The organism is Mesorhizobium sp. LSHC420B00, from assembly GCF_000503055.1.
GTDB lineage: Bacteria > Pseudomonadota > Alphaproteobacteria > Rhizobiales > Rhizobiaceae > Mesorhizobium.
Genome location: NZ_AYVY01000032.1, coordinates 1 through 21607 on the forward strand (window position 1 = coordinate 1; position 21607 = coordinate 21607).

20 protein-coding genes are annotated in these 21607 nt (G+C 61.8%); 9 read left to right on the plus strand and 11 right to left on the minus strand.

Translation table 11 applies throughout. The features are described 5' to 3' along the window. Positions 1–231: 231 nt before the first annotated feature. On the minus strand, positions 232–636 hold the full coding sequence (locus tag X760_RS68035; RefSeq protein ID WP_023721937.1) for a Fur family transcriptional regulator: 405 nt from the start codon (positions 634–636) through the stop codon (positions 232–234). 211 nt (positions 637–847) lie between these two features. On the opposite strand from X760_RS68035, the gene X760_RS68040 reads away from it, so the two are divergent. The 3 genes from X760_RS68040 (at position 848) to X760_RS68050 (ending at position 4233) form a co-directional block, all read left to right on the plus strand. Next, the gene (locus X760_RS68040) at positions 848–3049 is read left to right on the plus strand and encodes a caspase family protein (RefSeq protein WP_031194909.1); all 2202 of its coding nucleotides are present in this window, start codon (positions 848–850) and stop codon (positions 3047–3049) included. Positions 3050–3160: 111 nt separating this feature from the next. Then, the gene (locus tag X760_RS68045; RefSeq protein ID WP_245278722.1) at positions 3161–3532 is read left to right on the plus strand and encodes a hypothetical protein; all 372 of its coding nucleotides are present in this window, start codon (positions 3161–3163) and stop codon (positions 3530–3532) included. After that, the gene (locus tag X760_RS68050) at positions 3529–4233 is read left to right on the plus strand and encodes a hypothetical protein (protein ID WP_023721940.1); all 705 of its coding nucleotides are present in this window, start codon (positions 3529–3531) and stop codon (positions 4231–4233) included. The genes X760_RS68045 and X760_RS68050 overlap by 4 nt, the downstream gene beginning before the upstream one ends. A 151-nt stretch (positions 4234–4384) precedes the next feature. Here X760_RS68050 and X760_RS68055 read toward each other — a convergent pair whose 3' ends face one another. Beyond that, complete coding sequence (locus tag X760_RS68055) at positions 4385–5467, minus strand: serine protease (RefSeq protein ID WP_031194911.1); 1083 nt, start codon at positions 5465–5467, stop codon at positions 4385–4387. A 350-nt stretch (positions 5468–5817) separates the two neighbouring features. Here X760_RS68055 and X760_RS68060 point away from each other — a divergent pair, with 350 nt between their 5' ends. Further along, complete coding sequence (locus tag X760_RS68060) at positions 5818–6951, plus strand: trypsin-like serine protease (RefSeq protein ID WP_245278721.1); 1134 nt, start codon at positions 5818–5820, stop codon at positions 6949–6951. A gap of 73 nt (positions 6952–7024) precedes the next feature. Here the strand turns inward: X760_RS68060 and X760_RS68065 are convergent, their stop codons facing one another. Further along, on the minus strand, positions 7025–7375 hold the full coding sequence (locus X760_RS68065) for a hypothetical protein (RefSeq protein WP_023721943.1): 351 nt from the start codon (positions 7373–7375) through the stop codon (positions 7025–7027). 191 nt (positions 7376–7566) lie between these two features. Here X760_RS68065 and X760_RS68070 point away from each other — a divergent pair, with 191 nt between their 5' ends. Next, positions 7567–7866: a DUF2934 domain-containing protein gene (locus X760_RS68070; RefSeq protein ID WP_023721944.1), complete on the plus strand. Its 300-nt coding sequence runs from the start codon at positions 7567–7569 to the stop codon at positions 7864–7866. A gap of 81 nt (positions 7867–7947) precedes the next feature. Here X760_RS68070 and mgrA read toward each other — a convergent pair whose 3' ends face one another. The 7 genes from mgrA to X760_RS68105 all read right to left on the minus strand — a co-directional run bounded on the left by mgrA (position 7948) and on the right by X760_RS68105 (position 15422). Continuing rightward, positions 7948–8994: an L-glyceraldehyde 3-phosphate reductase gene (gene mgrA / locus X760_RS68075; protein WP_023721945.1), complete on the minus strand. Its 1047-nt coding sequence runs from the start codon at positions 8992–8994 to the stop codon at positions 7948–7950. A 129-nt stretch (positions 8995–9123) separates the two neighbouring features. Continuing rightward, positions 9124–10272, minus strand: a complete 1149-nt coding sequence (locus X760_RS68080) for a Gfo/Idh/MocA family oxidoreductase (protein ID WP_023721946.1) — start codon at positions 10270–10272, stop codon at positions 9124–9126. A gap of 12 nt (positions 10273–10284) precedes the next feature. Then, positions 10285–11031 carry a sugar phosphate isomerase/epimerase gene (locus X760_RS68085; protein ID WP_023721947.1) on the minus strand — a complete coding sequence of 249 codons (747 nt, stop codon included), beginning with the start codon at positions 11029–11031 and terminating at the stop codon, positions 10285–10287. An 87-nt stretch (positions 11032–11118) separates the two neighbouring features. Continuing rightward, positions 11119–12249: a sn-glycerol-3-phosphate ABC transporter ATP-binding protein UgpC gene (gene ugpC / locus X760_RS68090; RefSeq protein ID WP_051409752.1), complete on the minus strand. Its 1131-nt coding sequence runs from the start codon at positions 12247–12249 to the stop codon at positions 11119–11121. Between the two features lie 5 nt (positions 12250–12254). Then, on the minus strand, positions 12255–13190 hold the full coding sequence (locus X760_RS68095) for a carbohydrate ABC transporter permease (protein WP_031194916.1): 936 nt from the start codon (positions 13188–13190) through the stop codon (positions 12255–12257). After that, positions 13183–14076, minus strand: a complete 894-nt coding sequence (locus X760_RS68100) for a sugar ABC transporter permease (protein WP_023721950.1) — start codon at positions 14074–14076, stop codon at positions 13183–13185. Before X760_RS68100 ends, X760_RS68095 begins: the two co-directional genes overlap by 8 nt. A gap of 107 nt (positions 14077–14183) precedes the next feature. Continuing rightward, positions 14184–15422: an ABC transporter substrate-binding protein gene (locus X760_RS68105; RefSeq protein ID WP_031194918.1), complete on the minus strand. Its 1239-nt coding sequence runs from the start codon at positions 15420–15422 to the stop codon at positions 14184–14186. Between the two features lie 395 nt (positions 15423–15817). On the opposite strand from X760_RS68105, the gene X760_RS68110 reads away from it, so the two are divergent. The 4 genes from X760_RS68110 (at position 15818) to X760_RS68125 (ending at position 20062) form a co-directional block, all read left to right on the plus strand. Beyond that, the gene (locus tag X760_RS68110) at positions 15818–16867 is read left to right on the plus strand and encodes a LacI family transcriptional regulator (RefSeq protein ID WP_023721952.1); all 1050 of its coding nucleotides are present in this window, start codon (positions 15818–15820) and stop codon (positions 16865–16867) included. 303 nt (positions 16868–17170) lie between these two features. Continuing rightward, complete coding sequence (locus tag X760_RS68115) at positions 17171–17617, plus strand: hypothetical protein (RefSeq protein ID WP_023721953.1); 447 nt, start codon at positions 17171–17173, stop codon at positions 17615–17617. A gap of 41 nt (positions 17618–17658) precedes the next feature. Beyond that, on the plus strand, positions 17659–19608 hold the full coding sequence (locus tag X760_RS68120; protein WP_280940432.1) for an ATP-dependent helicase: 1950 nt from the start codon (positions 17659–17661) through the stop codon (positions 19606–19608). 4 nt (positions 19609–19612) lie between these two features. Then, positions 19613–20062, plus strand: coding sequence for a DUF3037 domain-containing protein (locus X760_RS68125; RefSeq protein WP_023721955.1), 450 nt, complete (start codon positions 19613–19615; stop codon positions 20060–20062). Positions 20063–20149: 87 nt separating this feature from the next. On the opposite strand, the gene gndA is transcribed toward X760_RS68125, so the two are convergent. Beyond that, positions 20150–21574: an NADP-dependent phosphogluconate dehydrogenase gene (gene gndA, locus X760_RS68130; protein ID WP_023721956.1), complete on the minus strand. Its 1425-nt coding sequence runs from the start codon at positions 21572–21574 to the stop codon at positions 20150–20152. Between the last annotated feature and the right edge of the window lie 33 nt (positions 21575–21607).

The window sequence follows — 21607 nt, forward strand, 5'->3', positions numbered from 1 at the left end:
ACTGCCTCTCCAAAGAATCCTTTCTCAGCCTAAACTCAACCCCAAAATCGCCATATGCGATTCCCCTGCCCGCAAGGGGGAGATCGGATGTCGCCCCGGCTTTCGCCAACCGTCGGCGTTGCAAAAATGGGCGGTGAAATTGAAGCTGCCAATCTCCCCCCTTGCGGGGGAGATGTCCGGCAGGACAGAGGGGGGCGCTGTCCCGCCAGCATCTCGCGGCTTAGTAAGCCCTCAAGCCGCTTCGGCCAAACACTTCGCACAAGTCCCACGAAACTCGATCACCGCCTTCTTGGCGGCGAAGCCGGTCGAGCGCACCCATTCGTCGAGCCGGTGGCCGACATCGTGGTCGGAGAACTCGGTCACCTGGCCGCAGCTGTCGCAGATGGCAAATGCCGTCATCGAATGGCTGTGGTCGTGCGGCTCGGCACAGGCGACGAAGGAATTGAGGCTTTCGAGCCTGTGCACGAAGCCGGACTTCACCAGCGTGTCGAGCGCCCGATAGACCTGCAGCGGTGCACGAAAACCGCGCTCGCGCAATTGGTCGAGCAACGTATAGGCGCTGAGCGGCCCGCTGGCGGCCTCGAGTTTCTCGAGAACGCAAAGCTGGTTCTTCGTCAGTACATCCCTTGCCGCCATGATCCCGTTCCAAGCCGCTCCGTGCCGATCACTGCCAGTTCGCATGCAATCCGACCTCTTGCACTGAGATAGCGACGAACTGCTATTTTTGCTACTGTTTCTATTCGCAGCCGGTGGTCGGCTGGCCGGCGGCGCCATATTCAAAATACTGACAAAATCGTCAGCCAGGCTGGCCGTGCTTGGAAATTCGATCGGGCTTGGGGAAGCAACCATGATCAAAGTGACGCGGCGGACGCTGCTTGCCGGCACGTCTGCGCTGGCCGCTGCCGGCCTGGTGCCGTTTCGGGCATTCGCAGCGGCGCGCACCTACCATGCGCTGCTTGTTGCCTGCACCGATTACCCGAACCTGCCGAAGAAAAACTGGCTGATCGGACCGAAAAACGATGCCGGCCTGGTGCGCGATTACCTCCTGGGGAACACGCCCGCGCCGGTAAAATTCCTGGCCGAAAACGTTACGCTGCTCGCCAAGGATGTCGAAGGCGCCGACGGACCGCCGACACATGCGGCGATCAAGGCAGCACTCGCCGACCTTGCCGCCAAGGTCCAGCGTGATGATTTCGTCTATCTGCATTTGTCCGGTCACGGCGCGCAACAGCCCGCGGCGACCAAGGGCGACGAGACCGACGGCCTCGACGAAATTTTCTTGCCGTCCGACATCGACAAATGGGTCAACCGCGAACAGGGCGTGCCCAATGCGCTGGTCGACAACGAGATCGGCACCGCGCTCGACGCCATTCGCGACAAGGGCGCCTTTATCTGGGCCGTGTTCGACTGCTGCCATTCCGGCACGGCGACGCGCGCCGCCGAGGTCGACGACGAGCTGGAACGCAAGGTCGAGTTCGCCGATCTGGTCGGCGGCGACGATGCTGCCAGGGCGGCTGCGGTGAAAGCCTATGACGGGATTGCGTCGGCCGCGCCGCGCGGCTTTGACGAGGACGGGCAGCGCAAGCCGGCCTTCAAGCTGGCGCCGACCGGCGCCGAGCCGACCACCAAGGGTAGATTGGTCGCCTTCTACGCGGCGCAGACGGTGGAGACGACGCCTGAGATGCCGCTGCCCAGGGGCACGGCCGATGCGCCGCGTTTCGGGCTGTTCACCTTCACCATCCTGTCGAAACTGGCCGAGAACCCCAACATCACCTACCGCCAGCTCGGCCAGGCCGTGCTGCAGCAATATTCGGCGGACGGCCGCACCCGGCCAACGCCGCTGTTCGAGGGAGAACTCGACGCACGCGTCTTCGGCACCGACAAGACCGATGCGGTCATGCAATGGCCGATCGTCGTCAAGGACGACAAAGCCACGATCGGCGCCGGACTGCTGCATCGCCTCACCCCCGGCAGCAAGCTGGCAATCTTGCCGTCGGCGCTGTCGCCGCTGTCCGAGGCGCTTGGTTATCTCCAGGTGCGATCGGCAAAGAACCTGGAGAGCCGGGTCCAGCCGGTCGAGTTCGGCGGCAAGCCGGCGCTCAAGCTGGCTGACATCCCCGCCAATGCCTATGCCCGGCTCGCCGAGCTCGCCGTCGACTACAAGCTCGTGGTCGCGCGGCCGGCAGCGGCCAAAGGCCTCGAGAAAGAGGCTGCGCTGGCGAACTCGGTTCTCGACGATCTGGCGGCCAGGGAGAACTCAGGGTTCCACATCGCGCTGGTCGAGCCGGGCAAGAGCGCAGATCTGCGTCTCGCCGTGCTGCGCGAGAATGCCATTGCCGGCGCCGCAGAAGACGCCACCGACGCGCCGGCGCTGTGGTTCCTGCCAGCTTCGGGCGACATGACGCTCAAGGATGGCAGCAAGCCGCCGCTGATCGTCATTCATCCGGACGGCCGCGAAAAGCTGATCGACGCCGCGGCCAGGAACCTGACGAAAATCTTCCGCGCCATCGGCCTGTCGAGGCTGGCCGCCGCTTCGGATTATCGGCCGGAAGAGGTCGACGTCGAGTTCCGGATCAAGCGTCTGGACAGTGACGCGCTGCAGCCTATCGAGCCGTCGACGGTGCCGCGTGTTTCGCCCGACGATCAGGTGCATGTGCTGGTCAGGAACGGCTCGACCAACCTGGTTGACATCAACGTGCTCTATGTCGGCTCCGACTATTCCATCCAGCATTTTCTTGCCGAGCGCCTGACCGAGGGCGCCGTGCTCGAGGAAGGCCTGTTCAAATTCACCGACACCAGCTTCGGCATGGAGCAGATGATCGCCGTCTTGACCGAGGCGCCGCCGCAGAGCGAGAAGCAGGACCTGAGCTTCCTGGCGCAAGCGGGGGTTGTCTCGGTAACGCGCGGACTGGGACAGCCAAGTTTCTCCGATATGCTGGCCGATATCGGCATGGCGCCGGCGACGCGGTCGGCCATGCGGCTCACCGACGACAAGGCATCGAAGGGCGCCGTGATGATCTTCCCGATGGAGACGGTGCCGCGCGCCTGAGGCGGGATCAAGCGCCCGGCCAGGCCTCTTGCCTGATCGGCTGATAATGAACATTCTTCGACCGCCGCTGTCGGCGGCCGAACGGAACGGATGAGGGCGTTCGTGAACAGGATGGTATTTTCGTGGCGCGCAACAACCGCCGGCCTTGTCGCCGGGCTGTTGCTGGCCGCCAATGCCTCGGCGGACGAGATCTGCGGCCTTTGCGCCAAGGAGGTCGTCATCAACTCCGAACTGGCGAGTTGCTTTCTCGATCAGTACGACCAGATCGCCAAAACCGGCAACACCGCCGTCGCCGTCGATCTCAGCAGCTGCACCTCACGCGGCGTGGTCGAGCCGTTGCCGTCGCCGGGCAAGCCGCAGGTGGAGCCTGACGTGCAGTTCATCGTTTCGCGGGCGCAGCTGGATTGCCTGAAGAAGAAGCTGGAGACGCCGGGCATCGTGCTCGATCCGTCAGCTATCATCGAACTGGACAGCTGCGGATGACGAAAGCAGGGAGCGACGCAACGCAGCAGGCAGGGGCGGCGCCGGTACCGCAAAAGAAGCCGGCGTCACTGCCGGAAACCGTCGAAGGCCTGCCTTGGGTGAGCAATCACGAGGTCAAGAAGGAGGCGAACCCGTTCACCGATGGCGACTGGCGCATGCTTGTCTATGCCTGGTCCGGATTGCTGGTACGGCTGGCGATCATCTTCACCTTGATCTTTTCGGTCTACCAGTTCCTGGCAAACCAGGAGCAGAAGCGTGTCGAACAGACGATGTCGCTGGTGGAGCTCTGGGAAAGCAAGGATTACCAGCAGGCGCAACGGGCCCTCAAGCAACGCCTGGCGACGCTCAATGCCAAATACGGCAATCTGCTCAGCGCCAATCCCACGCCGACCGAGGAACAGGTCTATCGGCAACGCATCGGCATCGAGGCGATGAGCGCAACCGGCGGCGACATGCCGCTTGCCGAGTTCAGCGACAATTTCGACCGCATCGTCTATTTCCTCAACCGTCTTTCCTTCTGCGTCGAAGGCAGGCTTTGCTCGCGTCAGGTCGCCGACTCCTATTTCCGCGACTATGCCGCCTCGTTCTGGAGCTATTTTGCCGGCTATATCGACAAGGAGCGCAAGGCCGGTTCGCCGACCTTCGCCCTGCCAATCGAGAACTATGTCCGCCAGGCGCCACCCCCGGCCCAATCCAGATAATCCCCGAAAATGCGAAAGCCGGCGACGGAAATGCTCCGCCGCCGGTTTTGATTGGAGCATTTTGCAGCCAAGTGTGATCACATTTGGCGTCGCAGAAATGCCGCTAAAATAGATAACCCGCCCCGATGATCGCGGCGCGCACTCTGCAGGCCTATTTGTACAGGCTGTTGATCCACTGGACGTTGATGGCGTTCAGGCGCACGGCGGTATTGGCATCCGGGCTCTCGGCCACGTTCACGCCGGTGATGACGCGCTGCTTGGAGCCATTGTCATAGGCATAGACCGAGCTGCCGCTCGAACCTGGATACGTGTCGCAGTCGTACTGGAAATACTCGGTGGCGATGTTTTCGGCGTGCACTTCGCAGGTCGCCTTCCACATCGTGCCCATCGGCTTGTCGCCGGGATAGCCAATGATGTTGGCGGTGAAATCGCCGAGATCCACATAGTTGGCATAGCCCAGCCAGCCGAGATTGGTGCCGACATCCTGCTTGAGAGTGACGATGCCGAGATCCCACGGCACGACAGAGCCGTAAAAGCCTTGGTAATTGTCGATGAAGCCCTGGACGATATAGGCGCTTTCATAGGTGAAGGCGCCGAACGGAGCGTCGTCGGCGGTCTTGCCATTGAGAGCCGGCACGAACAGGATATCGTCGAGCCAGGCCTTGTCCTCGTGGCTGTAGAGGCAGTGCGCCGCGGTGAGCACCGTGCGCGGGCCGATCAGTGTCGCCGAGCAGCTGCCATAGCTGCCGCTCTTCGATTTGCCTTCGAGATAGCCGATCGCGGTGAACGGGTAGGTTTTGGTATTCTTGATCTGCTCGCGGTCGTCCGTCCCGAACACCTGGCGGCCGGCCTCTTCGCCTCCGCTTAGTCCGGAATTATCGGACTTCTGCCCGTCGGCGGGCGCGTTCATTTCCTTGATGACAAGGTCCTTCAGCGTCTCGTTCGGGTCGATCTTGATGTCCTTGCCATCGGCGGAGCGGCCGACGATGCCATAAGATTTGACTGCCGTTGCTTCGTCGGCGAGCGGCGCGGCGCGGTTGGCCTCGTCGTCGGTCAGTTTCGGCGGGGCGATCGGTTTCGCCCGGCCGGGCTTGTAATCGCCCGATGTCACGTCCCGCATGCTTTCGCCGTTGCCAGCATTGGCGGAGCCTGGATCGGCAGCCAAGGCAGGAACCGCCCACATTGCGGTGGAAAGCAACGCGGACGCAATAATGCTATGTGTCAGTTTTGTCATGGTGAGACTCTCCCAAAAGTCAGCAAGGACTGGATCAAGATAGAGAAATATTGTCGAGATCGTGGTGGTGACGAAAAATGAAATTGGTTGCCGGCGCCTTTACCGGGCCATTATTCAGTGCAGCCAGTTTAGGTCCCCGCCAAAAATGCCCGCAACGGTATACTGCCTAAATTAATCCAACATTGGCAATGACAAATTGCTTTCACATAGCCCGTGGGGGGCTATAGGATTTGGGCGGGCTTGGTTCGACAGCACGATTAGCAAAAGTGGTGCTCGGTTTTGTGACGGATCGCGCTCCGCCTTGGAGCATGATCTCACCGGCCGGTTCCATTTCAGTGGATCATGCGTCCGTGGCTGACCTGTCGGAATATTGTCTCAGGGGGTTCGAGGTGAAGATCATCCATAGGTTCAGACCGATTGCCGCCGCCGCGCTGCTCGGCATCGCGGCGGCCTTGCCGGTCGTTGATTCCGTTCATGCCACGGACGCGGCCGCCCGGCCGGAGGCGGCGATCTCGCCGATGAAACGCGTGGCCGAGGCCAGGGCAAAGGCCAGGGCGGAGAACCCCGACGGCGCCGATCGCGTCTACGGCGGCAAGCAGGCCGAGACGGGCGCCTACCCGTTCCAGGTGGCATTGCTGACCACGGGCAAGCTGGACAAAAGCCCGGCCTCGCAGGCGAATGCGCAGTTCTGCGGCGGCAGCCTGATCGCGCCGCAATGGGTGCTGACCGCGGCGCACTGCCTCAATGACGACGGCGAGCCGATTTCGCCTGATGTGGTCACCGTGCTCACCGGCGCCACCGATCTCAGCGAGGGCAAGCGCTACAAGGCGGTGGAGATCATCGTCAACGAGGGCTACAGCGAGCAGACGCTGGACAACGATCTCGGCCTGATCCGGCTGGCCGAGCCGGCCGATGCCCCGACCATCAAAATTGCCAGTGAGCCGACCCCCGACGCCGGCAAGACGACAGTCACCGGCTGGGGCAAGATGCAGGACGGAACATTTCCCACCGCGCTGATGGTCGCCGACCTGGACCTCCAGCCGAACGCAACCTGCAACAGCGGCATCAAGGCGATTTATGCGCATGATTTGAAAGCAGCGCTCGGCGAGCTCGCCCGCCGCATGCGTTATTCGGAAAGGGGCATCGAGGCGGCCGCCAACGCGATTGCTGCCGACATGGCGGATCCGCTGACCGGCAACATGATCTGCGCCGGAACGGCCAGCGGCGAGCGCGACGCCTGCAATGGCGACAGCGGCGGACCGCTGTTCATGACCGGCGCCGATGGTCCGGTGCAGGTCGGCGTCGTCAGCTGGGGCGAAGGTCCGGCCGACGGCGGCACCGCCTGCGGCCACAAGAACGCCTACGGCATCTACACGCGGCTGGCCAATTACACCGGCTGGATCGAGGAGAAGATGAAAAGGGCAGCGCCCGTGCCCGCAGCACCCAAAGCCCTCGGCACGGCGCAGAAGCCGGCGACCCCCTGACCGGCGTCACCCGCTGAACGAACGAACGGCGCGAGCAATCCCGCCGCTTCTGCCCGGAAACTTTTGGTCGGAACTAGAACCAGCGATCGCGGCGCTGGTCTGTGGCGGCCAAGGCGAGGCCCAGTAGCGCCCCTACGGCCGCTCCGAGTATGAATGCGGACGATACTGTGCCGGGATTCTCCTGGACGACCCCGGAAACCGTCTGCGCCCTGTTGCGCAGGGCTTGCGCCGTCCGGGACGCGCGGTCAGCAGCGCTGTCATACCAGTCGCCGGCCTCTTCGATCGCCTCTTCCGCGCGTTCGGCCAAGGTCCGATTGATCTTGCTGATCTCACGCCTCAGCTGCGCGACCTGCTTCTCCAGGGCTTCCTGAGCTTCACGTTGAGTCATCTTGGGTGCTGCGGATTCGTTCGGGTCGTCGGCCATGGTAATCTCCTTTGCGGAAGGCTCGGCTCAACGGTCGGCCCACTGTGCAGGTTCCTCGGCAAAACGATTCTGTCCGGTGTTTGTTCGGTGAGAACCCGGGATTTGTTCGGCATGTGTGCGAATTCGGCATCAACATCGGATCGTTCCAGCGCTCCCCGCGTTGGTGAAAACGCCACAAGGGAGGAACCGCCATGGATGACGATCGACATGAAAAAATTCGGCAGCGAGCCTATGAAATCTGGGTGCGCGAAGGCCGCCCGCACGGCGAACATGAGCGTCATTGGCAGCAGGCGAAGCGAGAGCTTGACCTCGACGACGCGGATCGCGGTCCGGCTGGAGTGATCGCCAGTTCCGACGTTCTGACGGTCGAGGCACTGGCGATGCGCACCGGGATAACCGGTGATCAGGCGCAAGAGCTGATCGACAGGCTCGGCAACGACAGAGCCGCACTCGAAGAAGCCGCGCGGAACCTCAAGGCAGCCGAAAGTTAGCCGCTGGCCACCGTGTCGAAGACAGCTATCAGTTTGCGCTGCCGCGTCTTTCGATGAAAACGGACCGCGGACCGTCTTCGCCTACTTCCTTGGCGGCCCCTTGCGCTCGGCCGACGTCGCCCAGAGATTGATGTCCGACTCGCGGGCAAAGGTGTCGATCTCGGCGAGCTCGGCATCGCTGAAGTCGAGCGTCTCGAGCGCGCCGACGCAATCCACGACCTGTTCCGGCCGGCTGGCGCCGATCAGCGCCGACGTCACCCTGCCCCGGCGCAACACCCAGGCCAGCGCCATCTGCGCCAGCGTCTGGCCGCGGCGACGGGCGATGACGTTCAGCGCCTCGATATTGCCGATCGATTTGTCGTTGATGAATGCCGGGCGCAGCGACTTGCCCTGGCTGGCGCGGCTGCCATCGGGGATGCCGCCGAGATATTTGTCGGTCAGCATGCCTTGCGCCAGCGGCGAGAACACGATGGAACCGACGCCAAGCCCCTCGAGCGTATCGAGCAGGCCATCATCCTCGACCCAGCGGTTGAGCATCGAATAGCTCGGCTGATGGATCACGCAAGGCGTGCCGAGCTGCTTCAAAATGTCGGCGGCTTCGCGGGTGCGCTGTGAATTATAGGAGGAAATGCCGGCATAGAGCGCCTTGCCCGAGCGCACCGCGTGATCGAGCGCGCCCATCGTCTCTTCCAGAGGGGTGTCGGGGTCGAAGCGATGGGAATAGAAGATGTCGACATAATCGAGCCCCATCCGCTTCAGGCTCTGGTCGAGGCTGGCCAGCACATATTTGCGGCCGCCCCATTCGCCGTAAGGTCCTGCCCACATTTCGTAGCCGGCCTTGGTCGAGATGATCAGCTCGTCGCGATAACCGGCAAAGTCCGTCCGCAGGATCTCGCCAAAGGCCCGCTCCGCCGAGCCGGGCGGCGGGCCGTAATTGTTGGCGAGATCGAAATGCGTGATGCCGAGATCGAAGGCCTTGCGCGTGATTGCCTGCTTGGTTCTATGCGGCGTGTCATCGCCGAAATTGTGCCACAGCCCGAGCGAGATCGCCGGCAGCTTCAGGCCGGACCGCCCGCAGCGATTGTAGACCATCTTTTCGTAGCGGTTCTCGGCGGGAACATAGGGCATGGGAAATCCTCATATCGAAACGAGCCCGACGGCTGTCGCCGCGACGCACGGCAGCCGAGCCTTCCGCACCTTTAGCCTCTCCCCGCGCAAACGGGGAGAGGCTTTTACGGTGCTTGGGAGGTGCGCCGCCTACTTCGTTTTCTTCTTCGCCAGCAGCTCCTTCGCTGCCTTGACGCCGAGTGCCGCGGGCCGCTCGCAGCTGGTCTGCATGGCGACGAACTTTCCGGTCTCGCCAGAACGCAACAGGCCGGTCATGACATCGACGGCATGCAGCGCCAGTTCCATCGAGCAGCGGTGCGGCCGGCCTTCGGTAATCGCGATCGCCATGTCGGCAAGGCCGGCGGTGCGGTAGTTGGCCATCATGCCATGCGAATGCATCTCGTTGGGCACGCCGAACGGATGCCGCCATTTCGGCAGCTTCTTCACCGGCTTGGCGGCCTCGGTGTAGCGCACCTCGCCGCCGAAGAAATTCGGATCCGGCACGAACACCGTGCCTACCTCGCCATAGAGCTCCATCGGCGCGTGGCCATGGCTCCAGACATCCCAGCTGGTGTTGAGCGTCACCACGGCGCCGTTCTCGAATTCCAGCACGCCATGGATCGTCGTCGGCGTGGAGACCGGGATCTTTTCGCCGGCGCGCGGCTTCGAGCTGATGATGCGTTCCGTCATCGGGATCGAAGCAAAAGCCGCGACCTGCTTCACCGGCCCGATCAGCTGGATCAGGTTGGTGATGTAATACGGTCCGATATCGAGCACCGGCCCGGCGCCCGGCTGGAAGAAGAAGTCCGGATTGGGGTGCCAATGTTCCATCCCATGGCTCATCACATGACAGGTGCCGCTGGTGATCCTGCCGAGCCTGCCGGTGTCGATCAGGTCGCGGACAAGCTGGTGCGCGCCGCCGAGGAAGGTGTCGGGCGCCGAACCGATGCGCAGCCCCTTGCTTTCGGCCCGTTTCTTCAGGTCGAGCCCTTCCTTGACCGAGAGCACGAAGGGCTTCTCCGAATAAACATGCTTGCCGGCGTCGAGAATCTGCTTCGACACCTCGTAATGCACCGCCGGAATGGTCAGGTTGACGATGATGTCGATATCGTCGGCCTTGAGTAGCCCCTCGACGGTCTCGGCGCGCAGCTTGAACTCTTTTGCCCGCGCTTTCGCCGCTTCCATGTTGATGTCGGCGCAGGCGCGCATCTCGATGCCACGGAACAGCGGCGCCAGCGAGAAATACGCCTTCGAGATGTTGCCGCAGCCGATGACGCCGATGCCAAGTTTTGTTGCCATGCTGGTGTGCTCCTAATAGGTCTTGGCGGCTGCGATCGAGCGGCGGGCGAAGCGCGCGATATCGTTGGGATTGTCCTGTTCCATGACGTAGTATTTTGCGGCGCTTTTGGCGCGCAGCGCCTTGATCAGGCCGGGCCAGTCGATGGTGCCGTGGCCGACATCCGACCAGCCGTCCTCGTCGAGTCCCTCGCCCGCCTTGGCCATGTCCTTGACGTGGACGGCGACGATGCGCTTGCCGTGCTTCTCGATCCAGGGCAGCGGATCGACGCCGCCGCGCACCACCCAGGCGACGTCCATCTCCCAGCCGATGTCAGGCGCCGAGGACAGAATATGGTCCTGCGGCACCGAGCCGTCGGCAAGCGCCTTGAACTCGAAATCATGGTTGTGCCAGGCAAAGCCATAGCCGGCTTTCCTGGCCGTCTCGCCGACCTTGGCCAGGCGTTCGCCGAAGCCGCGCCAGCCGGCTGTGTCGGCCGGCCTGAACTCGGCGTTCAGGAACGGGCAGATGAGCAGCGTGATGCCGAGCGCGTCGGCCGTCCTGCGCACGCCATCGAAATCCTTCTCGAGCGCGTCGATCGAGAAATGCCCGGTCGGCATGGCAAGCCCGTTCTTGTCGAGTTCCGCACGGAATGCCTTGGGATCGTCATAGACACCACCGAACCCTTCGACTTGGCTGTAACCAAGCTCGCCCAGCATCTTGAGCACGCCCTCCCAGGGCTGGAAATTGCGGGCACTGTAAAGTTGGAATGACCAGTTCATCGTCTCTGTCCGTTTTCTTGTGGATGGTTAGTCTTGGGGGGATGAGTCTTGGGGGGAATGGAAGAGTCTTGGGTGGCTAGATCTGCTCTAGAGGCGGTTACCTGTGGCGGCGTCGAACAGCGAGGCGCGCATCGGATCAAAACCGATGCCGACCGCCTCGGCGTTGTTTGGCGTGCGCTCGGCTGTCACCCGTACCGTGAAATTCTGGCCGCCGAGCTTCAGCCAGACCAGCGTGTCGGAACCCATGGGCTCGACGACCTCGACACTTGCCGTGGCTGCGAATGGCCATCCCGTGCCGCTGTTGAACGCGACGTGCTCGGGGCGAATGCCGAACACGGCCGGCCCCGGCACCGGGTCCTTCTCGAAAGCATAGGTGGCAAGCGGAATCCGTACATCCTCGGCGACGAAGTGCCAGTCGCCGTCCGCCTGCTCCAGCCTGCCGTCAAGGAAGTTCATCGCCGGCGAGCCGAGGAAGCCGGCGACAAACCGGTTGACCGGCCGGTTATAGATGGTCTGCGGTGCATCGAGCTGCTGGATGACGCCGCCCTTCATCACCGCGATGCGGTCGGCCAGCGTCATCGCCTCGATCTGGTCGTGGGTGACGTAGATCATGGTGTTCTCGAGCTTGCGATGCAGCAGCTTTATCTCGACGCGCAATTCCGCGCGCAGCTTGGCGTCGAGGTTGGAGAGCGGCTCGTCGAACAGAAAGACATCGACGTCACGCACAAGTGCGCGCCCGATCGCCACGCGCTGGCGCTGGCCACCGGACAGAGCCGCCGGCTTGCGATGCAAAAGCGGCTCGATCTGCAGGATCTCGGCGGCCCGGGCGATGCGCTTGGCGATCTCGTCCTTGGCGAGGCCGGCAACGCGCAGCCCAAACGACAGGTTCTTCTCCACCGTCATCTGCGGATAGAGCGCGTAGGACTGGAACACCATGCCGATGCCGCGATCCTTGGGCTCTTCCCAGGTGACGTTCTTGCCCTTGATGAAGATGCGGCCTTCGGAAACGTCCAGCAGCCCGGCAATGCAGTTGAGCAGGGTCGACTTGCCGCAGCCGGACGGGCCGAGCAGCACGATGAACTCGCCTTCTGCGACATCGAGGTTGAGCGTCTGCAGCACCGATATCGCGCCGAAATTCAGCGACAGGTTCTGGATCGAGACGCTGGTGCCGTTTGCCCCGCTGCTGCCGTTTACCTCAACACTGCCGTTTGCGTTCATCGCCATCATCCTTTCACCGCGCCGGCGGCGATGCCGCGCACAAACAATTTTCCGGACAGGAAATAGACGATCAGCGGCACCAGGCCGGTCAGGATGGTGGCTGCCATGTTGACGTTGTATTCCTTCACGCCTTGCACCGAGTTGACGATGTTGTTGAGCTGCACCGTCATCGGATAGGTGTCGGGGCGGGTGTAGACGACGCCGAACAGGAAGTCGTTCCAGATGCCGGTCACCTGCAGGATGATGGCGACGACGAAGATCGGCAGCGACATCGGCAGCATGATGCGGAAATAGATGCCCCAGAAGCCGGCGCCGTCGACACGCGCTGCCCGGAACAGCTCCTCCGGCATGGAGGTAAAGTAGTTGCGGAACAAAAGCGTGAGGATCGGCATGCCGAAGATGGAATGGACGATCACCAGGCCGCTGAGGCTGCCGTAGAGGCCGACCTCGCGCAGGATAATGACGATCGGATAGATCATCACCTGATACGGGATGAAGGCGCCGACGATCAGGATGATGAAGAAAGTGTCGGCCCCTTTGAAGCGCCAGTTGGCCAGCGCATAGCCGTTCACCGAGGCGAGCGCGATCGACAGGATCACCGACGGGATGGTGATGCGCACCGAATTCCAGAAGCCACGCGACAGCCCGTCGCAGTTGAGCCCGGTGCAGGCGCTCGACCAGGCCTTGACCCAGGGCTCGAAGGTGATCTCCATCGGCGGCGAGAAGATGTTGCCAAGGCGTATCTCAGGCATGCCTTTAAGCGATGTCACCACCATGACGTAGAGCGGCAAAAGATAGTAGAGCGCCACCACGATCAGCGTGCCGTAGAGGAAGATGTTGCGGCGCGAGAACGTGTGGCGCGGCTTCGGTCCGCTCGGCCCGTAGGCTTCGAGCCCGCCGGCGCCGCCAATGGCAGGCAATGAGACGACATGGTCAGACACGCTTCTTGCCTCCGAACTCGAGATAGGCCCACGGCACGATGACGATGATCACCGACAGCAGCATCATCGTCGAAGCGGCGAACCCTTGGCCGAGGTTCTGGGCGAAGAACATGTAATCATAGACATATTTGGCCGGGACTTCGGAGGCGATACCGGGCCCGCCGCTGGTCTGGGCGACGACAAGGTCGTAGACGCGAACAATGTTGGAGGCGACGATGACCAGCGTGGTGATGAAGACCGGCCGCATCATCGGTATGATGATGAACAGATAGGTCTTCCAGGTCGGTATCCCGTCGACCCGCGCGGCCTTCCAGATATCCTCGTCGATGCCGCGCAGGCCGGCCAGCATCAGGCACATTATCAGCCCGGTGCCTTGCCAGAGAGCGGCGATCAATATGCCGTAGATGACGATGCTGGAATCATAGAGCGGATTGAAGCTGAAGCTCGTCCAGCCGAGGCTGCGCACCACTGCCTGGACACCGAACTCGGGGTTGAGCAGCCATTGCCAGACGAGACCGGTGACGATGAAGGACAGGGCGAAGGGATAGAGGAAAATGGTCCGGAATGTGTCCTCGAACCGGATCTTCTGGTCGAGCAGGGCAGCAAGCAGGAAACCGATTACCAGCGAGAACACCAGCGACAGCACGCCGTAGATCAGCAGGTTCTCGATCGAGATCAGCCAGCGCGGCGTCGCCCACAGCCGGTAATACTGGTCGAGACCGACGAAGTGCAGCCGCGGCAGCAACTTGGAATTGGTGAAGGAATAGAACACCGTCCAGACGGTGCCGCCAACAAAGATCACCAGCGCGGTGAAGATCATTGGGATCGAGGCGATTTTCGCATTGAGGTTGCGAAAGAGTTGGCTGGGGCGTTCGCTCTTGCTCATCTGCACAGCCGCGCTGGATCGGGTAAGGGCGGGAGGGTCAAGAGGTCTTGACCCGAGCTCCCGACCCTGCGCTCGCAGGGGCGGGAGTGAGGCGCTTGATCGATCGCTCAATCGGCCGAACCGACGATGGCGGCGAAGCGCTTCTGCGCATCTTCCACGGTCATGTCCTGCTTGGCGAAGAACTCGGAGAACAGATCCTCCTTTTGCTTCTGCGTATCCTGCGAAAGCAACTGGTCCGTCCAAGGCATGACATTGCCCTTGGCGAGGATTTCGAGGCCCTTCTTCATGCAGTCGTTCGCCGCCTTGAGGTCGACGTCGCCGCGCACCGGCAGCGAACCCTTCTTGAGATTGAAGGCGACCTGCGTCTTGGGATCAAGCAGCGTGTGGGCCAGCACTTCCTGCGCCTTCGATTTTTCGGGATCCTTCAGCAGCGGGAAGTAAAAAGCGTCGCCGCCGGTGGCGATCATCTCGTTGAGGCCGAGGCCCGGAAGGCAAGTATAGTCCTTGCCGGCGGTCTGGCCGGCAACCTGGAACTCGCCCTGCGCCCAGTCACCCATGATCTGGCCGCCGGCCTTGCCGGTGATGACCAGGTTGGTGGCCTGGTTCCAGTCCTGCACATTGGTGTTCTTCGCCATCTTGCGGGCGTCGTCCGCGGCCTTGAAGACCTTGGCGACTTCGGGCCCGGCGGCGAATTCCGCGTCCTTGTCCTTATAGACCTTGAGGAAGGCATCGGTGCCGCCGACCGCCGCGAGCAGCACGTCGAAAGCGCCGGAGGCCTGCCAGGGCTGGCCGCCGACCGCGAGCGGCTGGATGCCTGCTTTTTCAAGCGCGGGCGCCGCAGCGACATATTCATTCCAGTTCTTCGGCACCGGCACGCCGGCTTTTTCGAAGGCGGCGTTCGACAGCCACAGCCACTGCCAGGAGTGGATATTGACCGGCACGCAATAGATTTTGCCATCGAGGGTACAGCCGTCGAGCAGGCTCTTCGGCTGCACGATTTCCGTCCACTTTTCCTTGGTGGCGAGATCGGTGAGGTCGCGCATCAATCCGGCCTGCACCAATTCTTCCGCCTGCCGGCCGTGATTGAACTGGGTCGCGCCCATCGGGTCGCCGCCGGTGATGCGGCTGATCATGATCGGCCGCGCCGTGCCGCCGGAGCCGGCGATAGCGCCGTCAACCCAATGATTGCCGGTTGCGTCGAAAGCCTTGGCGAGTTCGGCGACCGCTGCCGCTTCGCCGCCGGAGGTCCACCAATGGGTGACTTCCAGATCCGTCGCGGCCGCCGGGCCGGCGAATTGCAGCGCGGTCGTCAATGCCAGCGCAGCAGTCATGAGTTGGTATCGCATTTCGTTCCTCCCAGAATCTGAAACGTTACAGATTTTGGATACGGCAATTGCTTCGGACGCGCAACCCCTTAGGCAAATCCGGCATCAAATTTTTTCGAAGCGCGAATAAAATCGCCTGGCCCGTCGAGCTACCGCATCGCAACAAGCGAGGTTGCACTGCAAAAAATTGATGCTGCGACGCCAGAAAACCGGAAAAGCCCGTTTCAATCGTTCTTTTTTGCGCCGACCGGAGTACCGCGCGTTTTGCGCATGTCACCAGTATATGGCGACGGCAGTGACAATCTGTAACGTTTCAGTATATAGCGGTCTCATTCGGTGAAGGGCCGCGGCGTACCCGCGGCCCGCCGATTGCCGGCCTGCCCGGCAACTGCTATGCGCCTGACGGGGCGGGACGAATGAACAGGCATCAAAAAGAGAAGGCCGACGAGGCGTCGGGCCAGGGCCGGCCGACATTGAAGACGCTCGCCTTCATGACCGGGCTGGGCGTCACCACCGTATCGCGCGCGCTGAAGGACGCGCCCGAGATCGGCGCCGAGACCAGGCGTCGCGTCCAGCTTGTCGCCAAGCAGATCGGCTATCGGCCCAACCGTGCCGGCGTCCGCCTGCGCACCGGCAAGACCAATGTCATCAGCCTGGTGCTCAACACCGAGCACGAGATCATGAGCTTTGTCTCGGACATCATCTACGGCGTTTCGGAAGTCATTGCCGATACGCCCTATCACTTGATCGTGACGCCCTATTCACGCTCGCAGGATCCGCTCGACCCGATCCGTTACCTCGTGGAAACCGGTTCAGCCGACGGCGTCATCATTTCGCGCACGCAGCCGAACGATCCGAGGGCCCGCTATATGCTGGAGCGCGGCATCCCCTTTGCCACGCATGGCCGCACCGATATGGGACTGATCCATCCCTACCATGATTTCGACAATTACGCTTTTGCGGCCGAGGCAGTGCGCCATCTGGCCGGTCTCGGCCGCCGCCGGCTGGCACTGCTGGCGCCGCCGGTCGAGCTGACCTATCACGGCCACACGCTGGCCGGCTTTGCCGATGCGCTGAGCGAGGTTGGCGCCAGCGAGATCCCGTTCAACACCGTTTCGATCGATCATTCGATCGAGCAGATCAGAATGCGGACGGCGCAGCTGATGCGCCGCGACGTCAGGCCAGACGGTTTCATCAGCAGCGCCGCCGCCGCGACGCTCGCCATCGTCGCCGGCATCGAAGACGCCGGCCTCAAGCTTGGCCGCGATGTCGATGTAGTGTCCAAACAATCGTCGGAGCTTCTGCACCTGTTTCGCAGCGAATTGCTGGTCGTCAACGAGAACTTCCGGCTGGCCGGCGCCGAACTCGCCCGCTCGGTGCTGGGCTGGATCGGCGGCGCCGCACCCGGCACCCTGCAAAGCCTGAGCGAGCCGGGCGAAGTGCAGGCCTATCGCCGCCCCGACTAGAGCGGGATACGTTCAAATTGAACTCCCGCTCCATCTATTTTCATAGCCGCATTTCTGCGGCGCCAAGTAGTTCCACTTGGCTGCAAAATGCGCGCTGCTGACTGGCAGCCTTGGGGCCGGAAGCTGACTGGCGGCTTTCAGGCGTCTATGGTGGAACAACTGCCATCCGTTTAGCTGCGACATTACAAGGATAGGACGCAAACGGCGTATGACGAAGGGGAGCACGTCAAGGAGGTCTTCGCCTATTTCGGTCGGGCATATTACGAAGCGGGCGTCCTGGAAGCGGGACTAGCGATTGCGCTCATGCAGATCGATTTCCTGAGCCGCGTCCGCGATCAATACTTGGCTGATCGGGGAAAGTCCTTTGATCGGACACAATACGAAGCTGAATTCGATCGCTTTATGGAAAGCCAATACGCGCAGACGCTAGGCAATCTTATCAAGCGCGTTTCGGCATTGCCCGAGCTTAGTGACGACCTAAAAGAAAGGCTCAGGGACGCTAAGAAGCGCAGGGATTTTCTGGGCCATCACTACTTTAGGGAAAGGGCAGTCGAGTTCAGCAATCGCGCCGGCCGCGACAAGATGGCAGAGGAATTGCACAATGACGGTGATATGTTTGAAGCGATCGATCGCGATCTTTACGCTGAATTGGCTGCAATCCGTAAGAAGCTTGGAATGGGCGGCGAGGAGTTCCAAAAGTATCTCGCGCAGTTTTATGCTGCAAACGGCGTCGAGTCTTTGACGGACTAGCCATTGCAGCCAATATGGGCACAGGAATCTTTGGGGGAAAAATGCCTTGGTCTGATGGGTTAGCAATAGGAAGTCCTGCCTACCAAATTGCGTCCTCAACGAATCTCCGGGTGCGTGTCGTGGCAGGTCCCGGCACGGGCAAATCGTTCGCGATGAAACGGCGGGTGGCACGGCTCCTAGAGCAAGGAATCGCGCCAGCGTTGATCCTGCCGGTCACGTTTACTCGTGTCGCCGCAGAAGACCTCCATCGTGAGCTAGTCAGCATGGACGTGGCAGGTAGCGACGGATTGGCGGGTGTTACGCTCCACAGTCTCGCCATGCGTATGCTGACGCGAAATCACGTGCTTGGCGCAACCGGCCGAGTGCCAAGGCCGCTGAACGACTTTGAACTGGAACCGATCATTTGCGACTTAATGGGCGCACATGGAGGAAAGAAGACGGTAAAGAAGTTCAAGCAAGCGTATGAGGCGGCCTGGGCTCGACTGCAACATGAACAGCCGGGATATGTCCTCGATCCCGCAGACGCGGCGTTTCAACAGGACCTACTAAATTGGCTCCGCTTTCATCGCGCTATGCTAATCGGCGAGGTGATCCCTCAGCTATACCAGTACCTCCGAAACAACCCGGCAGCGCAGGAACGCGGCGAGTTCCAGCACATATTGGTTGACGAGTATCAGGACCTCAACCGGGCGGAACAATCGGTCATCGAGCTTCTTTCCAATCACGCACACGTCTGCATTGTCGGTGACGATGACCAGTCGATCTACAGCTTCAAGCACGCTCATCCGGACGGAATTCGCGAATGGCTTGTTGCAAATGCTGGCGCGAATGATCTTGGGCTAGATGATTGTCGCCGCTGCCCGACTCGCGTCGTTCAGATGGCCAATAGCCTAATTGGCCACAACCAAATCAGACCAGTCCCGCGCGCGCTGGTCCCGGTGCCCGCCAATGGGCCGGGCGATGTCCGGATTATTCAATATCAGTCGCTCGCAAATGAGGTGAACGGCGTTGCGAACATCATCGCAGCGATGGTTGCGAACGGCACGCCACCCGGCGACATATTGGTGCTTGCGCAGCGTGGCGTGATCGGAACGCCGATCTATGAGGCGCTTGTCGCCCGACAGATTCCAGTGCGGTCCTACTATGCGGAAGCGGAACTTGACTCATTGGAAGCCCGCCGCGCGTTCGCGAAGCTGAAACTCCTTATCGACAGAGACGACCGTGTCGCCCTGCGATGGCTGGTCGGCATTGACGGCAATAATTGGCACGCGGCAGGGTACCGTCGTGTGCGCGACCATTGCGAGGCTTCCGGCCTGACGCCGTGGCAGGCGCTAGAGCAAATCGCGGCCGGAAACCTTTCTTTGCCTCATACTGGCGGGATCGTCGTTGCCTTCAATGATCTCGTAGCGGAGCTTAATGCGTTGGAGGCGCGTCCGGACTTAGCGTCTATCGTCGACGAGCTATTCCCGGATGGGCAGCTTACAACACGCGACATCCGGCAACTGTCGCTCGACATTCTTGCCGAAATGGATATGGAGGAAGGCATTGAAGGTGAGGATATCAACGGCGAGTTCCTGTCGCGGCTTCAAGAAGCGATAAACCAGCCCGACATCCCTTCGGAAATCCAAGACGTGAGGATCATGAGCCTTCACAAGAGCAAGGGGCTCAGCGCGCCTGTCACAATCATCGCGGGCTGCATTCAAGGCTTGCTCCCAAAGCAGCCCGACAACACACTCCCCGCTGCGCAGCAAGCCCTAGAAATGGAAGAGCAACGGCGGCTGTTTTACGTCGGCATCACGCGGGTAAAAGCAGCGCAATATGCTGGCAAGCCGGGCACGCTGATTCTGACCTACTCACAGACGATGCCGGTGGCATCCGCCCTTGGGGCTGGCATCGTGCCAGCGCAGACGCAGTATGGCATCGCGTTTCTTCATGCGAGCCAATTTATCGCCGAGCTAGGTCCGGCAGCGCCACAGCCAATTGCGGGCTAGGGCATTGGCGACACGCGATGAACTCTACGCAAAGTTCGGCATAACGGCGGAAGCCGCACAGCTATTCGAGGTTGAACTAGGCTCGCTGCTTCTCTGCGCCCGCGCGATTGAACAAGGCTGGAGGTTCAAAGCCGACTCCGACAAGGCGCGGAAGCTCATTCGCGACATCGACCGGAGCACGCTGGGCCACCTGCTTCGCAGCTTGAAAAAATGCGTAGGGCTTGACGATGGATTGGCTGGCCGCTTCGCGTCCGCGCTGCAAACGCGGAACAGGCTGTTTCATCGCTTCTATGAATCCCACAACTTCAAAATCCAGACCGACGAAGGACGCGATGCGATGATGGCCGACCTTGAGGCTATGCACGTCGAGCTTTTCAACGCATGGCAAATCGCCAGCGGCATGACCGCTACGGTGACAGCATTCTTGCTTGAACTAAGAAGCAAGCGAGCTTAGCCGCTGCGTCAATCTGCGGTGCATATTCGTCCACGAGGTCCGTTTTCGCCGAGGGCAAAGTCTGCTGGAACGTCTGAATTGAAGGCGCTAACCCGCCGCCCCGCTCCCCCACGGGCCATGGAAAGCGCCCTGCCCGTCGATACGCTCGAAGCCGTGCGCGCCGAAGAAATCGCGCTGCGCCTGGATCAGGTTCGAGGTGCCGCGGCCCTGCCGGTAACTGTCGAAATAGGCAAGCGCCGATGACAGGGCAGGCACCGGCGAGCCCGCTTCGGCTGCACTTGCCACGACACGGCGAAGCGACGGATGGGCCTCCTGCATCAATGAAACGAAAGCCGGCGCCATCAACAGGTTGGTGGCTGCGCCGCCGGCGCCGAAGGCCTCCGCCATCGTATCCAGCAATTGCGAGCGGATGATGCAGCCGGCCCGCCAGATCTTGGCGATGACCGGCATCGGCAGGTTCCAGTTGAATTCCTTCGACGCGCCGCTCATCACCGCGAACCCTTGCGCATAGGCGGCGATCTTGCCGGCAAACAGCGCCAGCTCGAGATCGCCGAGCAGCGCGTCCCTGTCTCCGGAAATCTTGCTCACGCCGCCGCCATAGGCCTTTTCGGCGGCCAGCCGCTCGTCCTTGATCGACGACAGCACGCGGGCCGCCACAGCCGCCTCGATCGCTGTGGCCGGGATACCGAGCTGCTGCGCCTCGATCACCGACCATTTGCCGGTGCCTTTCTGGCCGGCGCGGTCGAGAATGATGTCGACCACCGGTTTGCCGGTCTTGGGGTCGTCGGCGGCCAGTACCTTGGCGGTGATCTCGATCAGGTACGAGTTGAGCCGGCCCGTGTTCCACTGGGAAAACACCTCAGCGATTTCTTTCGGCCCCATGCCGAGCCCGTCACGCAAGATGCCGTAGATCTCGGCGATCATCTGCATGTCGGCATATTCGATGCCGTTGTGGATGGTCTTGACGAAATGCCCGGCGCCGTCGGTGCCAAGCCACGCCGCGCAAGGCTCGCCCTTGAACTTGGCCGAGATTGCGGTCAGCACTTTTTCGACGCGCTTCCAGGACTCTTCGGTGCCGCCGACCATGATCGAGGGACCGTGGCGTGCGCCCTCCTCGCCGCCGGACACGCCCATGCCGATGAAGGTCAGGCCGGAGCTCGCAAGCTCGGAGAAGCGCCGCATCGTATCGCGGAAATTGGCATTGCCGGCGTCGATGACGATGTCGTTGGCCGACAGCACGCCGCGCAATGCCGCGATCTGCTCGTCGACCGGCTTGCCGGCCAGCACCATGATGATGATCGGCCGCGGCGGCCGGATCGCGGCGGCCAGTTCCTCGAGGCTGTAGCAGGGCACCACCCTGTCCCTGAGCGCGCCGGCATTTTCGACAAAGGCATCAGTGCGCGCCGCGGTGCGATTGAAGACGGCGATGCGGTGCCCCTTCTCGGCGATATTGAGCGCCAGGTTGGAGCCCATCGTACCAAGGCCGATCAGGCCGATTTCGGCTTTTTCCATTGTTTCTTCCCTGCTTTCGGATCTTGTTGCTTT

Bases quoted from the DNA above. Each gene is read 5' to 3' on its own strand.
- X760_RS68105 (WP_031194918.1), bottom strand. From the start codon at position 15,422: ATGCGATACCAACTCATGACTGCTGCGCTGGCATTGACGACCGCGCTG.
- X760_RS68085 (WP_023721947.1), bottom strand. From the start codon at position 11,031: ATGAACTGGTCATTCCAACTTTACAGTGCCCGCAATTTCCAGCCCTGG.
- X760_RS68055 (WP_031194911.1), bottom strand. From the start codon at position 5,467: ATGACAAAACTGACACATAGCATTATTGCGTCCGCGTTGCTTTCCACC.
- X760_RS68065 (WP_023721943.1), bottom strand. From the start codon at position 7,375: ATGGCCGACGACCCGAACGAATCCGCAGCACCCAAGATGACTCAACGT.
- X760_RS68050 (WP_023721940.1), top strand. From the start codon at position 3,529: ATGACGAAAGCAGGGAGCGACGCAACGCAGCAGGCAGGGGCGGCGCCG.
- X760_RS68040 (WP_031194909.1), top strand. From the start codon at position 848: ATGATCAAAGTGACGCGGCGGACGCTGCTTGCCGGCACGTCTGCGCTG.
- ugpC (WP_051409752.1), bottom strand. From the start codon at position 12,249: ATGAACGCAAACGGCAGTGTTGAGGTAAACGGCAGCAGCGGGGCAAAC.
- X760_RS68100 (WP_023721950.1), bottom strand. From the start codon at position 14,076: ATGAGCAAGAGCGAACGCCCCAGCCAACTCTTTCGCAACCTCAATGCG.
- X760_RS68120 (WP_280940432.1), top strand. From the start codon at position 17,659: ATGCCTTGGTCTGATGGGTTAGCAATAGGAAGTCCTGCCTACCAAATT.
- X760_RS68045 (WP_245278722.1), top strand. From the start codon at position 3,161: ATGGTATTTTCGTGGCGCGCAACAACCGCCGGCCTTGTCGCCGGGCTG.
- gndA (WP_023721956.1), bottom strand. From the start codon at position 21,574: ATGGAAAAAGCCGAAATCGGCCTGATCGGCCTTGGTACGATGGGCTCC.
- X760_RS68035 (WP_023721937.1), bottom strand. From the start codon at position 636: ATGGCGGCAAGGGATGTACTGACGAAGAACCAGCTTTGCGTTCTCGAG.
- mgrA (WP_023721945.1), bottom strand. From the start codon at position 8,994: ATGCCCTATGTTCCCGCCGAGAACCGCTACGAAAAGATGGTCTACAAT.
- X760_RS68110 (WP_023721952.1), top strand. From the start codon at position 15,818: ATGAACAGGCATCAAAAAGAGAAGGCCGACGAGGCGTCGGGCCAGGGC.
- X760_RS68070 (WP_023721944.1), top strand. From the start codon at position 7,567: ATGGATGACGATCGACATGAAAAAATTCGGCAGCGAGCCTATGAAATC.
- X760_RS68115 (WP_023721953.1), top strand. From the start codon at position 17,171: ATGCAGATCGATTTCCTGAGCCGCGTCCGCGATCAATACTTGGCTGAT.
- X760_RS68080 (WP_023721946.1), bottom strand. From the start codon at position 10,272: ATGGCAACAAAACTTGGCATCGGCGTCATCGGCTGCGGCAACATCTCG.